This window comes from Nonomuraea sp. NPDC049625, assembly GCF_040675285.1.
GTDB classification, from domain to species: Bacteria; Actinomycetota; Actinomycetes; order Streptosporangiales; family Streptosporangiaceae; genus Nonomuraea; species Nonomuraea angiospora_A.
In genome coordinates this window covers 864,773-879,205 of record NZ_JBFAOQ010000002.1, presented here as the reverse complement: position 1 = coordinate 879,205, position 14,433 = coordinate 864,773, and the positions used below count along the sequence as shown (strand labels likewise).

Here is a 14,433-nt window from a genome sequence, read left to right as displayed (position 1 = left end):
GTTACGGGGCGGCGACGCGCTCGCGGCGCAGGGCAGAGATCGTCATGGTCTCGTCCACGGCGTCCGGCGAGAGCACGTGGTCGAGCACCATCACCGCGCACCCGCTGATGCCCGCGCCCGCCCCCAGCCGGCTCGGCTCGATGCGCAGCCGCCGGGTGGCCAGGGCCGTGGAGCGGCGGTAGACGACCTCGCGGATGCTCGACACCAGCGGACCGAACGCCTCGGCCACGTCGCCGCCCAGCACCACCACCGACGGGTTGAGGATGTTGACCGCCCCGGCCAGCACCTCGCCGATCCGGCGGCCGGCCTCGCGCACCGTGGCCATCGTCTCGGCGTCGCCGGCGCGCACCAGCGCGGTCACGTCGGCGATCGTCTTGACGTCCTTGCCCTGGGCCCGCAGGTCGCGCAGCAGCGCGGTGCCGCTGGCCACGGAGTCGACGCAGCCGGTGTTGCCGCAGCGGCACAGCACGTCGCCGCCGTCGAGCACGGGGATGTGCCCGATCTCGCCCGCCGCGCCCAGCGCGCCGCGCAGGATGCCGCCCCCGGCGATCACGCCCGCGCCGATCCGCGTCGAGATCTTCACGAACATCAGATCGTCCAGGTCGGGGTAGGCGCCGCGGTGCTCGCCGATGGCCAGCACGTTGACGTCGTTGTCCACGAGCACGGGGACGGGGAAGCGCTCGCGGATGATCGGCGGGATCACCACGCCGGTCCACGAGGCCATCACGCGGGCGCTCTCGGCGCGTCCCTGCGCGAACTCGACCGTGGCCGGCACGCCCATCCCGACGCCTCTGAGCATCGAGCGGGGCCGGTCGCCGAGCAGCTCGTCCCAGGAATCCATGATCACCGGGAGCACGACGTCGGGCCCCTGCTCCACGTCCATCGCGAACTCGCGCCCGGCCAGCTCCCGCCCGGCCAGGTCGCAGACGGCCACCCGGGTGCGGCTGGCGCCGAGCGCCGCCACCAGCACCACGCCGCCCGTGGCGTTGAACTCCAGCCGGACCGGCGGCCGCCCGCCCGTGGACGGGGCGTCGTCGCGCTCCACGACCAGGCCGCGTTCCAGCAGCTCACCCACGCGCAGCTGCACGGCGGGGCGCGACAGGCCGGTCACCCGGCCCAGGTCGGCCCGCGTCGCGGCCTCTCCGGTGCGGATGAGGCGGAGCACCTCACCACTGGTGGCGAGGGTCGCGGCGGTACGTCGAGGCATCGGCTAAGTGAATCACATGGGGTTAGGTCATGAAAAGTCCAGACTTTTTTATCTCAAATGCCAAAACTCCGCTTGTGTGGGACCCAAACTCTCGTTAGTGTCCGTTCTGTCCCTGCTTGGTAGATCATCGGAGCCCGCAACCGTGTCCCCCGTGTCGACAACCAGCCCCGCCCACACCGCCGACCTCGTCGTCTTCGGCGGCACCGGCGACTTGTCCATGCGCAAACTGCTCCCGGCGCTCTACCACAGCGACAGGGACGGCCGGCTCTCCCCGGAGACCCGCGTCATCGCCATGTCCAGGGGCGGCCTGACCGACGCCGACTTCCGCGGCAAGGTGGACGCCGAGGTACGCGACCAGGTCCCGATCGACGACCCCGCCATGTGGCAGCGCTTCCTCGGCCGCCTGCACCACGTGTCGGTCGACGTCGGGGGCGCCGACAAGTCGGGCTGGGGGGCGCTGAGCCGGCTGCTGGCCGGGCACGAGCAGCGCGACCGGGTCTTCTACCTGGCCAGCCCGCCCCGGACGTTCGGCCCCTTCTGCCGCGAGCTGGAGGAGGCCGGGCTGGTCACGCCGCTCTCGCGCGTGGTGCTGGAGAAGCCGCTGGGCCACGACCTGCCGAGCGCGCAGCGGATCAACGACGAGGTCGGCGCGATCTTCGACGAGCGCCAGATCTTCCGCATCGACCACTACCTGGGCAAGGAGACCGTCCAGAACCTGCTGGTCCTGCGCTTCGCCAACGCCTTCCTCGAGCCGATCTGGAACTCCCTGTGGATCGACCACGTCCAGATCACCGCCGCCGAGACCGTCGGCACGCCGGGCCGGCGCGGCTACTACGACCACGCGGGCGCGCTGCGCGACATGGTGCAGAACCACCTGCTCCAGCTCCTCACGCTGACCGCGATGGAGCCGCCGGCCCGCAACGACCGTGAGGCCATCCGCGACGAGAAGGTCAAGGTCCTGCAGGCGCTGCGCCCGATCACGGGCACGGAGGTCGACCGCTTCACCGTGCGGGGCCAGTACACCGAGGCCGACGGGATGCCGGGCTACCTCGACGAGCCCGCCTCCACGCCGCCGACGGACGCCTCGCGGCGGGTGGAGACGTTCACCGCGATCCGGGCCGAGATCAAGAACTGGCGATGGGCGGGGGTGCCGTTCTACCTGCGGACCGGCAAGCGGATGCCGTACCGCAGGTCGGAGATCGTGGTGCAGTTCAAGGACGTGCCGCACTCCATCTTCCCCGGTGGCACGCCGAACCGCCTGGTGCTGCGCCTGCAGCCGGAAGAGGGCATCGAGCTGCACATCATGGCCAAGGAGCCGGGCGCGGGCGAGGTGACGCTGAAGCCGGTGCCGATGTCGCTGAGCTTCGGCAAGACGTTCACGGCGCGGGTGCCGGAGGCGTACGAGCGGCTGCTGACGGACGTGCTGGCCGGGAACCCGACGCTGTTCATGCGGCGTGACGAGGTGGAGGCGGCCTGGCGCTGGATCGACCCGATCCTGTCGACCTGGGAGTCGTCCGGAGCCCTGCCCGAGCCCTACCCCGCCGGGACCACCGGTCCCGCCGGAGCCCACGAACTGCTCGGCCGCAGCGGTCGCGAGTGGCACGAGGAGGACGTGTGAACAATCGATTCCGGGTTCATGGACCCGACGAAGGAGGCACCGTGAACCCCGTCATCCAGGACGTCACCGACCGCATCGCCGAGCGGAGCGCCACCAGCCGGGCAGCGTACCTGGCGCGCATCCGGCGCGACGGCGAGGCCGCCAGGGCGAAGGGCCCGGCCCGCGCCCACCTCGGCTGCGCGAACCTGGCGCACGGCTTCGCCGGCGCGCCCGCCGACGACAAGCTCACGCTACGCGGCGCCGCCAAGCCGGGCGTGGCGATCGTGACGAGCTACAACGACATGCTCTCGGCGCACCAGCCGTACGAGACGTACCCGCCGGAGCTGAAGGCCGCGGTGCGCAAGGCCGGCGGCGTGGCGCAGGTGGCGGGCGGCGTGCCCGCAATGTGCGACGGCATCACGCAGGGGCGGCCCGGCATGGAGCTGTCCCTCTACAGCCGCGACGTGATCGCGATGGCCGCGGCGATCGCGTTGTCACACGACATGTTCGACGCGTCGCTGCTGCTGGGCGTGTGCGACAAGATCGTGCCCGGCCTGTTCATCGGGGCGCTGCACTTCGGGCACCTGCCCGCGATCTTCGTCCCGGCCGGGCCGATGACCTCGGGCCTGCCGAACAAGGTCAAGGCGCGCACCCGCCAGCTCTTCGCCGAGGGCAAGGTGGGCCGCGACGAGCTGCTCGACGCCGAGGCGAAGTCGTACCACTCCCCCGGCACCTGCACCTTCTACGGCACCGCCAACTCCAACCAGGCGCTGATGGAGGTCATGGGCCTGCACCTGCCCGGCTCGACCTTCGTCAACCCGCACACCGAGCTGCGCCACGCCCTCACCGAGGCGGCCGGGCGCCGCGCGGTGGAGATCACCGCGCACGGCTCGGAGTACACGCCGATCGGCGAGCTGGTCGACGAGAAGGCCATCGTGAACGCCTGCGTCGCCCTGCTGGCCACCGGCGGGTCCACGAACCACACGATCCACCTGGTCGCCATGGCCGCCGCCGCGGGCATCGTGCTGACCTGGGACGACTTCGCCCGCCTGTCGCGGGTCGTGCCGTCCCTCACCAAGATCTACCCGAACGGCCAGGCGGACGTGAACCACTTCCGCGACGCCGGCGGCATGCAGGTCCTCATCGGCGACCTGCTGGACGAGGGCCTGCTGCACGGGGACGTCATGACCGTGGCCGGGCCCGGCCTCGACCGCTACCGCGAGGCTCCCGAGCTGGTGGACGGCGAGCTGGTGTGGGCGCCGGTCACCGGCGGCAGCTCCGACCTGGACGTGCTGCGGCCGGTCGCGGCGCCGTTCTCGGCGGACGGCGGGATCCACATGCTGTCGGGCAACCTGGGCCGGGCCGTCTCCAAGGTCTCGGCGGTCAAGCAGGAGCACCTGGTGATCGAGGCGCCGGCGAAGGTGTTCGACGACCAGCTGGAGCTGCTGCGGGCGTTCGAGGCGGGCGAGCTGGACGGGCAGGACTTCGTGGCGGTCATCCGCTATCAGGGTCCGAGCGCGAACGGCATGCCCGAGCTGCACAAGCTCACGCCGCCGCTGGCCGTGCTGCTCGACAGGGGTCAGCGGGTCGCGATCGTCACGGACGGCCGCATGTCCGGCGCGTCCGGGAAGGTGCCCGCGGCCATCCACCTGTCGCCCGAGGCCGCCGACGGCGGGCCGATCGCCCTGGTGCGGGACGGCGACATGATCAGGCTGGACTCGACGGCGGGGACGCTGGAGCTGCAGGTGCCCGCCGAGGAGCTGTCCCGCCGCCTGCCGGAGGGCCGCCCGCTGAGCGACGCGCAGTGGGTGGGGACCGGGCGCGAGCTGTTCGCGGCCTTCCGCCGGATGGCGGGCCACGCGGAGCAGGGCGCCGGGATCTTCGGCCTCAGCGGCGCCGAGTCGCCCGACCACGGCCCCGGCCTGGGCTTCCTCGCCGAGGCCGGCGCCTCGCACCTGGAGACGGGCGCCCCGGTCGGCGCCCAGCACGCCGGGCTGGCGAGGTGACGGTTCAGAAGTCGATGGCTCGCCGTCCCGTCTGGGACGGCGAGAGCGTTCGTGGGATCCTTCGGTTCATGGCGAGCGATCTTGACGCCGCCCTGGACGCCGGAGGTATGTGGTGAGTGCCTTTGACCTTCCGTGGCTGGTCGCCGACATCGGCGGGACCAACGCCCGGTTCGGCCTGGTCACCTCGTCGGGAGCGCGGCCGGCCAACGTCGCGGTCCTGGCGGGGTCCGACTACCCGACCCTCCCCGAAGCCGTAGCCGCCTATCTCGCGGAACACGCGGGCGGAGTGCGACCGGGGGCGGCGTGCCTGGCCCTGGCCGGGCCGATCGACGGCGACCGCTACCGCCTCACGAACTCCGCGTGGGCCGGGTCCGTACGGGATCTCGGCGTGCCCTACGCGGCGCTGCTCAACGACTTCGAGGCGCTGGCGGTGTCGCTGCCGCACCTGGAGGGCGACGACCTGGTCTCGCTGGGCGGCCCCGAGCCGGGTCACGGGGTCAAGGCCGTGCTGGGGCCGGGGACCGGCCTCGGCGTGGGCGGGCTGGTGCCCGTGGAGCACGGCTGGACGCCGATCCCGGGCGAGGGCGGGCACGTCACGGTGCCGGTGGTGGACCGGCGGGAGCTGGAGATCGTCCAGGTCCTGCAGTCGCAGGGGTTGCCGCACGTGGTGGCCGAGCACGTGCTGTCCGGGCCCGGGCTGGTCCGGCTGCACCGGGCGCTGGCCCAGGTGAACGGCGTCGCCGCCCCCGATCTGACCGCCTCGGACATCGTGGCCCGGCTGGACGACTCGCTGTGCGCCGAGACGGTGGAGGTGTTCTGCGGGATGCTGGGCAGCTTCGCCGGGAACGTGGCCCTGACCCTCGGCGCGAGGGGCGGGGTGTATCTGGGCGGCGGAGTGCTCCCCCGTATCGTGGAACGCGTGCGCACCAGCAGCTTCCGGACCCGCTTCGCCGAAAATCCGGACATGGCCCACTACCTGGAGGCCATCGGCACCGCGCTGATCGTCGCCCCGCAGCCGGCGCTGACGGGCGCGGCGGCCTGGCTGGCCCAGCGCGCCCGCCGGGAACTGGTGGGATGACCGTGCGGACTTGTCTGGGCGGACCTGTACGTGACTAGACGGCCGTCAACGGGCCGACGAGGAGAAGAAGAACCCATGAGCCTGCTCGATCTCGCCCCGGTGATCCCCGTCGTGGTGATCGACGACGTGGAGAGCGCCGTGCCGATGGCCAGGGCCCTGGTCGCCGGCGGCCTGCCGGTCATCGAGGTGACCCTGCGGACCCCGGCCGCGCGCGAGGCCATCGCCCGGATCGCGGCCGAGGTGCCCGAGGCGACCGTGGGCGCGGGGACCATCCGCAGCTCGGAGGACATCGCGGCGTCGGTGGCCGCCGGGGCTCGGTTCCTGGTCTCGCCGGGGACGACCCTGTCGCTGGTCGAGGCGATGGATTCGAGCGGCGTCCCGTACCTGCCGGGGGCGGCCACCGTGTCCGAGGTGATGGCGCTGGTCGAGCGGGGGGTCAAGGAGCTGAAGTTCTTCCCCGCCGAGGCCGCGGGCGGCGTCCCCTACCTCAAGGCGCTGGCCGGGCCGCTGCCGGACGTGCGCTTCTGCCCGACGGGCGGGATCCGGGTGAACACGGCGGCCGACTATCTCGCGCTGCCGAACGTGGGCTGTGTCGGCGGCACCTGGCTGACCCCGGCCGACGCGCTGGCCACCGGCGACTGGGGCCGCGTGGAGAAGCTCGCCTCGGAGGCCGCGGCCCTGCGCTGAGCGCGGCGGAGGCTCCAGTAGGCCTCAGCTCCAGATCGACACGTGGATCGGGGGGCGGAAGCGGCTGCGGGGGATGCCGTCCTCCGGGGTGCGCATGACCTGGGTGGCGGCCGGGGTGGTGAGGAAGTTCAGGAACGTGCCCGCGGCCACCGACCGGTTCGGCGGTTCCAGGGTCGTGGCGTACCAGTACGCGGCCAGCGGGGTGGCGGCGGTCTCGACGGCCACCAGTTCGCCCCTGCGTAACTGGGACGCCACCAGGTGGGCCGTGGCGGGCGCCAGGCCGGAGCCCTCGGCGGCGGCCTTCCAGGCGGCCGTCTGGTTCGCGAAGACCCGTACCTGGGACTCCGGGACCCGCAGCAGCCGCAGCAACCGGCTCGTGTCGCTCAGGGGGTCCGTCCCGGAGGGGCCGACCAGCCACTGGTCGCGGCGGCCGCGGGGCGAGCCGACCACGATGAGGCGGCAGCGCAGGACCGGGCGGCTCACCAGGCCCTCGCCGCTCACCTGGGCCCCGAGCGCGACGTCGGCCAGGCGGCTGGACAGCAGGAGCGGGATCTCGGCCGTGGCGGCCACGCCGGTGGTGGCGTCCACCGACTTGCGCTGCGTGAAGAGGCAGACGAGCGGCCCGGCCACGTACTCGGCGAGCCCGGCGTCCATGACCACGTGCAGCCCGACTCGGCCCGGCTGGACCGCGGCGACCGCCTCCGCGCCGAGCGCGACGATCTGGGCGGCGATCCCGAGCAGCCGCCGCCCGCCCTCGGTCAGCACCATCCGGTCGCCGCTACGGGTCAGCAGCGGGTCGCCGAGGTGCCTGCGGAGCTGGGCCAGTGACTGGGAGACGGCGGGCTCGCTCACGCCCAGCGCCCGTGCCGCCGCCTTGACAGATCCCAGACGCGCGACGAAAACGAACGCCCCGAGCTGGCTGAGTGTCATTCCCCCTTCATAGTTCTCCGGCGCGCATTAAGGAATCCCTTATTTGCGGATTGTCGGGACAAATCGGTGCCAGCAATGTGCAGTCATGCAGGTTCCCGCGAGATTCGAATACGAGAGAGCGGACAGCGTGCCGCACGCGCTCGAACTGCTGGCGCGCTACGGCCCCGAGGCCAGGATCGTCGCAGGTGGGCACAGCCTCATCCCGATGATGAAGCTGCGCCTGGCCCAGCCGGAGGCGTTGATCGACATCAACGGGCTGGCCGAGCTGGGGCGGATCGCCGTCGAGGGTGACGAACTGGCCATTGGCGCGCTCGTACGCCACACAGAGCTGCTGGACAGCACCACCGCCACCGACCTTTTCCCGATATTTCGGGATGCGGAGCGAGTTATTGCCGACCCGATAGTGAGAAATCGGGGGACCGTTGGCGGGTCGCTGTGCCAGGGCGACCCTTCCGAGGATTTGTCCGCCGTGTTCTCGGCGCTGCGGGCGCGGGCGGTCATCCAGGGCGCGGGCGGTCAGCGTACCGTGCCGATCAGGGACTTCCACCACGGCCCGTACGAGACCGCCGTCGGGCCGGGCGAGCTGCTGGTGCAGCTGCGCGTGCCGGTCACGGCGGGCACGGGCAGCGCGTACGAGAAGGTCGAGCGGCGCGTGGGCGACTGGCCGGTGGCCGCGGCCGGAGCGGTCGTCACCGTCCGGGACGGCGTGCTCGCGCGGGCGGGCATCGGGCTGACCGCGGTCGGCGCCGAGCACTTCTGCGCCCCCGAGGCCGAGAGCTACCTCGAAGGCAGGCCGCCCGGCGGGGAGGCGTTCGCGGAGGCGGGCAGGATCGCCGCCGAGCACTGCGACCCCCACGCCGACCAGCGCGGCCCCGCCGACTACAAGCGCCACCTGGCCGCCGAGCTGACCCGGCGCGCGCTGGTCAGAGCCGCAGGGAGGATCTGACATGCGCATCACGGTCTCGGTGAACGGGCAGCCGTACACCAGAGAGGTCGAGCCCAGGCTGCTCCTCGTGCACTTCCTGCGCGACGAGCTGGGCCTGACCGGCACCCACTGGGGCTGCGACACCTCCAACTGCGGGGTCTGCACGGTGCGGCTCGACGGCGTACCGGTCAAGTCGTGCACGGTGCTGGCGGTGATGGCCGACGGCCACGAGGTCACCACCGTGGAGGGCCTGGAACGGGACGGGGAGCTGGACGCGGTGCAGAAGGGGTTCGTGGAGTGCCACGGGCTGCAGTGCGGGTTCTGCACGCCCGGCATGCTGCTCACCGCACGCGCGCTGCTCGACCGCGTGCCCGACCCCGACGAGGGCCAGATCCGCGAGGCGATCTCCGGCCAGCTCTGCCGCTGCACCGGCTACGAGAACATCGTCCGATCGATCCGCTGGGCTGCGCAGGCGAGTCTGAATGTCGCCGAGTCCGCGACGGAGGCGAAATCATGAGCTACGGACGCATGCACCGCAAGGAGGACGCCCGCTTCATCAGGGGCCGCGGCAACTACACCGACGACGTACGGCTGCCCGGCATGCTGTACGGCGCCGTGCTGCGCAGCCCGCACGCCCACGCCAGGATCGTCTCCATCGACACGAGCGCCGCCGAGGCCCACCCGAAGGTCAAAGCCGTCATCACCGGGCAGACCCTGGCCGGGCTCGGCCTCGCCTGGATGCCGACGCTCTCGCAGGACACCCAGGCGGTGCTGGCCACGGACAAGGTGCGCTTCCAGGGCCAGGAGGTCGCGTTCGTGGTGGCCGAGGACGCCTACTCGGCCCGCGACGCGCTGGAGCTCATCGACGTCGAGTACGACCCCCTTGACGCGGTCATCGACGCCAGGAGGGCCCTCGACGAGGACGCGCCGGTCATCCGGGACGATCTCGAAGGGCGTACCGGCAACCACATCTTCGACTGGGAGGCCGGCGACCGCGCCCGCACCGACGCCCTCTTCGAGCAGGCGGAGGTGACGGTCGCCCAGGACCTGCTCTACCCGCGCGTGCACCCGGCGCCGCTGGAGACGTGCGGCGCGCTCGCGGACTTCGACAGGGTCACCGGCAAGCTGACCGTCTGGTGCCCCACGCAGGCGCCGCACGCCCACCGGACGCTGTACGCGATGGTGGCCGGGCTGCCCGAGCACAAGATCCGGGTGATCTCCCCGGACATCGGCGGCGGTTTTGGCGGAAAAGTCGGGATATATCCCGGCTACGTGTGCGCGATCGTCGGCTCGATCGTCACCGGCAAGCCGGTCAAATGGATGGAGGACCGCTCCGAGAACCTCATGAGCACCGCCTTCGCCCGCGACTACCACATGCGCGGCGAAGTGGCGGCGACGCGTGACGGCAGGATCCAGGCGATCAGGGTCAAGGTGCTGGCCGACCACGGCGCGTTCAACGGCACGGCCCAGCCGACCAAGTTCCCGGCCGGGTTCTTCCACGTCTTCTCCGGCTCGTACGACATCGAGGCCGCCCACTGCGAGGTCACCGGCGTCTACACGAACAAGGCCCCCGGCGGCGTCGCCTACGCCTGCTCCTTCCGCGTCACCGAGGCCGTCTACCTGGTCGAGCGCATGATCGACGTACTGGCCGCCGAGCTGGACCTCGACCCGGCCGAGCTGCGGATGCGCAACCTGCTCAGACCCGAGCAGTTCCCCTACCACTCCCCCACCGGCTGGGAGTACGACTCCGGCGACTACCCCAGGGCGCTGCGCCTGGCCATGGACATGGCCGGCTACGACAAGCTCCGCGCCGAGCAGGCCGACAAGCGGGCCAGGGGCGAGCTGATGGGCATCGGCGTCAGCTTCTTCACCGAGGCCGTCGGGGCGGGCCCGCGCAAGCACATGGACATCCTCGGCCTGGGCATGGCCGACGGCGCCGAGCTGCGCGTGCACCCGACGGGCAAGGCCGTGCTGCGGGTCTCGTGCCAGTCGCAGGGCCAGGGGCACGAGACCACGTTCGCCCAGATCGTCGGGCAGGAGCTGGGCATCCCGGCCGACGACGTGGAGGTGGTGCACGGCGACACCGACCAGACGCCGTTCGGGCTGGGCACGTACGGCTCGCGCTCCACCCCCGTCTCCGGCGCGGCCACCGCCATCGTGGCCAGGAAGGTGCGCGACCGCGCCAAGATCGTGGCGGCGGCCATGCTGGAGGCCGCGCCGGACGACCTGGAGTGGGCCGACGGCAGGTGGTCGGTGGTGGGCGACCCGTCCGCCGGCAAGTCGATGGCCGAGATCGCGCTGGCCGCGCACTCCAACCTGGAGCTGCCGGAAGGCGTCGAGGGCCACCTGGACGCGGCCACCGTCTACAACCCGCCCAACCTCACCTACCCGTTCGGCGCCTACATCTGCGTCGTCGACGTCGATCCGGGGACGGGGCAGGTGAAGGTGCGCAGGTTCGTGGCGGTGGACGACTGCGGCGTGCGGATCAACCCCATGATCGTCGAGGGGCAGATCCACGGCGGGCTGGCCGACGGGGTGGGGATGGCGCTCATGCAGGTGATGGCGTTCGACGAGGACGGCAACCACCTGGGGGCGTCGTTCATGGACTACCTGCTGCCGACCTCGATGGAGTGCCCGTCGTGGGAGCTGGGCGAGACCGTGACGCCCTCGCCGACGCACCCGATCGGGGCCAAGGGCGTGGGCGAGTCGGCCACCGTCGGCTCTCCCGCGGCCGTGGTCAACGCCGTGGTGGACGCGCTCAAGCCGTACGGTGTGCGGCACGCCGACATGCCGCTCACCCCGGCGAACGTCTGGCGCGTCGTCAACGGCGACCCGTTCCGCACGGACCTGGCCATCCCGTGAGTGAGCGCAGCGAGCGAACAATCAGACACAGCCGAATCTCGCTCATGCGTCCGACGAAGGAGGGCGCATGAGCGAATTTCTCGGCATGCCGACGTCCCGGCCGCGCCCGGCCGCCGACCTGGACGCCCGGGTCGCGCGGCTGCGGTCGGGGCGGGAGCCGTACGTGCTGGCCACGGTCGTGCGGGCGCAGCGGCCGACCAGCGCGAAGGCGGGCGACCGCGCGCTGGTGCTGCCGGACGGGACGATCGAGGGGTTCGTCGGCGGGGTCTGCGCCACCGACACCGTCCGGGCGCAGGGCCTGCGGCTGCTCGAACTCCGGCGCGCGGCACGGACCACGCTGCTGCGGATCACGCCGGAGGCGGGCGAGCCGCACGAGGAGGAGGGCCTGATCGCCGTGGGCCAGCCGTGCCTGTCCGGCGGCACGCTGGAGATCTTCCTGGAGGCCGTGCTGCCTCCCGTGCTGATCCACGTGTACGGCGACAGCCCCATCGGCCGGGCCTTCGCCGCCGTCGGCCAGGCGCTGGGGTACCAGATCGAGACCGGCCCCGGGGTCGCCGCCGACGCCGACGCGGTCCTGGTGGCCTCGCACGGGGTCGGCGAGGAGCCGATCCTGCGTGACGCGCTGGCCAAGGGCGTCCCGTACATCGGGCTGATCGCCAGCCGCAGGCGCGGCACGGCGGTGCTGGCGCGCGTGGAGGGAGGCGAGCGCGTACGGGTTCCGGCGGGTCTGGACATAGGTGCCAGAACGCCCGGTGAAGTGGCCGTTTCCGTGTACGCCGAGATCATCAGCCTGCGTTAACGGGCGGCAGCCGGGTACGCCAAGGACAGGACAACCGCAGCCCCCGGGAAGCCCCTTTCGCTCTCCGGAGAGCGAAAGGACATCAATGCCGACGGAACTGGTCCGCCAAGTGCAGAGGATGGCGGACGACCGCCCCGTGGCCCAGCCGGGCAGCCTGGAGCGGGGCATCGACATCCTGCTGGCGCTCGGCGCCGCCTCCCACCCGGTCAGCCTCTCGCAGCTGTGCCGCAGCACGGGCCTGCCCAAGTCGACCGCCCACCGCATCCTGGGCGTGCTGTGCTCGCGCGAGCTGGCCAGGCGGGTGGGCAACGGCTACCTGCCGGGCGAGCTGCTGGAGACGATGGCCGGCATCACCCGGGCCCGCGTGCCCGGCACCCGCAAGGTCGTGCTTCCTTACCTGCTCTACCTGTACGAGGCCACCAGGCAGACGGTCAACCTGGCGGTCCCCTCCGGCTTGGAGGCCCGCTACGTCGAGCGCCTCTACGGCCACAACCGCGTCGACTCCCGCTCCGACGGCATGGACCGCGCGCCGCTCCACTGCACGGCGACCGGCAAGGCGCTGCTGGCCTTCGACCCGAGGCTGCGCCAGGAGCTGCTGGCGCGCGGCTCGTTCGAGCGGATGACGCGCCGCACCATCACCACGCTGGGCGGGCTCGAACGCGAGCTGGCCCAGGTCCGCCGGCACGGCGTGGCGTACTCGCAGGAGGAGTTCACCGAGGGCGTGGCGTGCGTGGCGGCGCCGGTGTTCGGCCCGGGCGGCCGGATCTGCATGTCCCTCGGCGTGGCCGCCCCCGTGGGCGCGGTGCCGCTCGCCAAGCTCGGCATCTCCGTACGCGGCGCCGCCCAGGCCATCTCGGCGGCCCTCCTCGGCGCGTAGGCGTTCCGGCCATCGGAACATCTCCGCGGCCTCAGCCCGGAAGTGTTCCGGTGGCCGAGACCCCTGATTGCGAACGCGGCGCCACGGGAGATCACATCGGCATATGGACTTCCTTCCTGCTCCGGCCACCCAGGAGGCGCCCGCGGGCCGAAAGGTCAGCGCCCGCATGGCCACGGACCCGCGGGCGCCGGTCGGAGCACGGAAGGCCGCGCGTGCCTAGGGACCTCCCCCGGGCCTCCGTGCTGGAGAGCCTGCGCCTGGCCGCCACGATCGTCCCGCCGGGCTTGCCGCATCTGACGCCTGGGCGCGACCCGCTGCGCTCCCGCGCGCTGCTGGCCGAGCTCGAGGCCAGGTACGGCGGCCGCCCCGTCCTCGTGCGCGGCCTGCGCGGCCCCGCGCTGCTGATCATCTCCAAGCGGGACGCCCTGCGCGTGCTGTCGGAGGAGGGCGAATTCGCGCAGGGCGTCGAGCAACGCCCCTTCGGCCTGCCGACGGACGTGCTGCGCCCGACGTTCATCGACATCGCCAGGGAGGAGGCCGGGGAGCTCACCTCCGGCGTGGTCGACCACGACCGGCTCAACGCCCGGTGGCAGCGGGTGGCCAGGCGCTGCGTCTACGGCGACGGCGCGGCCGACGACGTGGAGCTCACCCGCCTGCTGACGGACCTCACGCGGGCCGGCAGGTGGCGCGACAGGCGGCGCCAGGACCTGCTCTCGGGCCGCTACGACGCCCGCATCCTCGACCACCTGCGCCGCGCCGAACCCGGCAGCCTGGCCGGCCTGATCGCGGAGAGGCCGGGGGTGGGCCGCTCGCGCGGGCTCATGCAGGCGGCGTTCTGGCTGATGGGCCTCGGCGTGATGTCGGCGGGGCTGATGCAGACGCTTGCGCTGCTGGCCGCCCACCCGGCCCAGCGCAAGTCGGCCCGCCGCGACGCCGACTACCTGCGGGCCTGCCTGCGCGAAGGGCTGCGCCTGTGGCCGCCGGTGCCGGCGCTGTCGCGGGTCACCGCCACCAGGACCGACTGGTACGGCACCACCCTGCCCGCCGGCACCACCGTGCTCGTGCCGATCGCCGCGCACCAGCGCAGCTCGCGCCTGCCGTACGCGAACACCTTCGCCCCCGAGATCTGGCTGGACGGCACCGCGGCGAACGAGTGGTGGGCCAGACCGGGCTGCGACGGCGTGCACCTCACGCTCGCGGTCGGCACCGCCTTCCTGGCCGGCATCGTCCGCGCCGCCCGCCCCAAGCCGGTCGGGCGGCTGCTGTCCCCGCACCGCCCGCTCCCCCACAGTCTCAACCTCTCGCGCCTGCGGGTGACGATGCGCCCCTTGCGCATCCACGGCGCTCCCTCTCCTGCTCAGAACTAGTCGCCACCGGGCAGGCACTTCCTCCGTTAGAGTCTTGGGTACAAAATGACGTGCCGGGCGGAGGAACGGTTCGGATTGAGACGGGATGACGACGGCGA

12 protein-coding genes are annotated in these 14,433 nt (G+C 72.4%); 10 read left to right on the top strand and 2 right to left on the bottom strand.

The window, feature by feature from the left end; translation table 11 throughout:
- Position 1: 1 nt before the first annotated feature.
- The gene (locus tag AB0J87_RS11445; RefSeq protein ID WP_357736598.1) at positions 2-1,207 is read right to left on the bottom strand and encodes an ROK family transcriptional regulator; all 1,206 of its coding nucleotides are present in this window, start codon (positions 1,205-1,207) and stop codon (positions 2-4) included.
- Between the two features lie 151 nt (positions 1,208-1,358).
- On the opposite strand from AB0J87_RS11445, the gene zwf reads away from it, so the two are divergent.
- The 4 genes from zwf to eda all read left to right on the top strand — a co-directional run bounded on the left by zwf (position 1,359) and on the right by eda (position 6,575).
- On the top strand, positions 1,359-2,825 hold the full coding sequence (gene zwf / locus AB0J87_RS11440) for a glucose-6-phosphate dehydrogenase (RefSeq protein WP_363964334.1): 1,467 nt from the start codon (positions 1,359-1,361) through the stop codon (positions 2,823-2,825).
- Between the two features lie 41 nt (positions 2,826-2,866).
- Positions 2,867-4,810, top strand: coding sequence for a phosphogluconate dehydratase (gene edd / locus AB0J87_RS11435; protein ID WP_363964332.1), 1,944 nt, complete (start codon positions 2,867-2,869; stop codon positions 4,808-4,810).
- A gap of 112 nt (positions 4,811-4,922) precedes the next feature.
- Positions 4,923-5,888, top strand: a complete 966-nt coding sequence (glk, locus tag AB0J87_RS11430) for a glucokinase (RefSeq protein WP_363964330.1) — start codon at positions 4,923-4,925, stop codon at positions 5,886-5,888.
- 75 nt (positions 5,889-5,963) lie between these two features.
- Complete coding sequence (gene eda / locus AB0J87_RS11425) at positions 5,964-6,575, top strand: bifunctional 4-hydroxy-2-oxoglutarate aldolase/2-dehydro-3-deoxy-phosphogluconate aldolase (RefSeq protein WP_363964328.1); 612 nt, start codon at positions 5,964-5,966, stop codon at positions 6,573-6,575.
- A gap of 24 nt (positions 6,576-6,599) precedes the next feature.
- Here eda and AB0J87_RS11420 read toward each other — a convergent pair whose 3' ends face one another.
- Positions 6,600-7,505, bottom strand: a complete 906-nt coding sequence (locus AB0J87_RS11420; protein ID WP_363964326.1) for a LysR family transcriptional regulator — start codon at positions 7,503-7,505, stop codon at positions 6,600-6,602.
- 85 nt (positions 7,506-7,590) lie between these two features.
- On the opposite strand from AB0J87_RS11420, the gene AB0J87_RS11415 reads away from it, so the two are divergent.
- The 6 genes from AB0J87_RS11415 to AB0J87_RS11390 all read left to right on the top strand — a co-directional run bounded on the left by AB0J87_RS11415 (position 7,591) and on the right by AB0J87_RS11390 (position 14,335).
- Positions 7,591-8,451: a xanthine dehydrogenase family protein subunit M gene (locus AB0J87_RS11415; RefSeq protein WP_363964324.1), complete on the top strand. Its 861-nt coding sequence runs from the start codon at positions 7,591-7,593 to the stop codon at positions 8,449-8,451.
- Between the two features lies 1 nt (position 8,452).
- Entirely contained in the window at positions 8,453-8,947 is a 495-nt protein-coding gene (locus tag AB0J87_RS11410) for a (2Fe-2S)-binding protein (RefSeq protein ID WP_350726890.1), read from the top strand.
- On the top strand, positions 8,944-11,292 hold the full coding sequence (locus AB0J87_RS11405; RefSeq protein WP_363964321.1) for an aerobic carbon-monoxide dehydrogenase large subunit: 2,349 nt from the start codon (positions 8,944-8,946) through the stop codon (positions 11,290-11,292). Before AB0J87_RS11410 ends, AB0J87_RS11405 begins: the two co-directional genes overlap by 4 nt.
- 67 nt (positions 11,293-11,359) lie before the next feature.
- Positions 11,360-12,091, top strand: a complete 732-nt coding sequence (locus AB0J87_RS11400) for an XdhC family protein (RefSeq protein WP_363964319.1) — start codon at positions 11,360-11,362, stop codon at positions 12,089-12,091.
- 118 nt (positions 12,092-12,209) lie between these two features.
- Positions 12,210-12,968 carry an IclR family transcriptional regulator gene (locus AB0J87_RS11395; protein ID WP_350726887.1) on the top strand — a complete coding sequence of 253 codons (759 nt, stop codon included), beginning with the start codon at positions 12,210-12,212 and terminating at the stop codon, positions 12,966-12,968.
- A 212-nt stretch (positions 12,969-13,180) separates the two neighbouring features.
- The gene (locus AB0J87_RS11390) at positions 13,181-14,335 is read left to right on the top strand and encodes a cytochrome P450 (RefSeq protein ID WP_363964317.1); all 1,155 of its coding nucleotides are present in this window, start codon (positions 13,181-13,183) and stop codon (positions 14,333-14,335) included.
- Positions 14,336-14,433 lie beyond the last annotated feature (98 nt).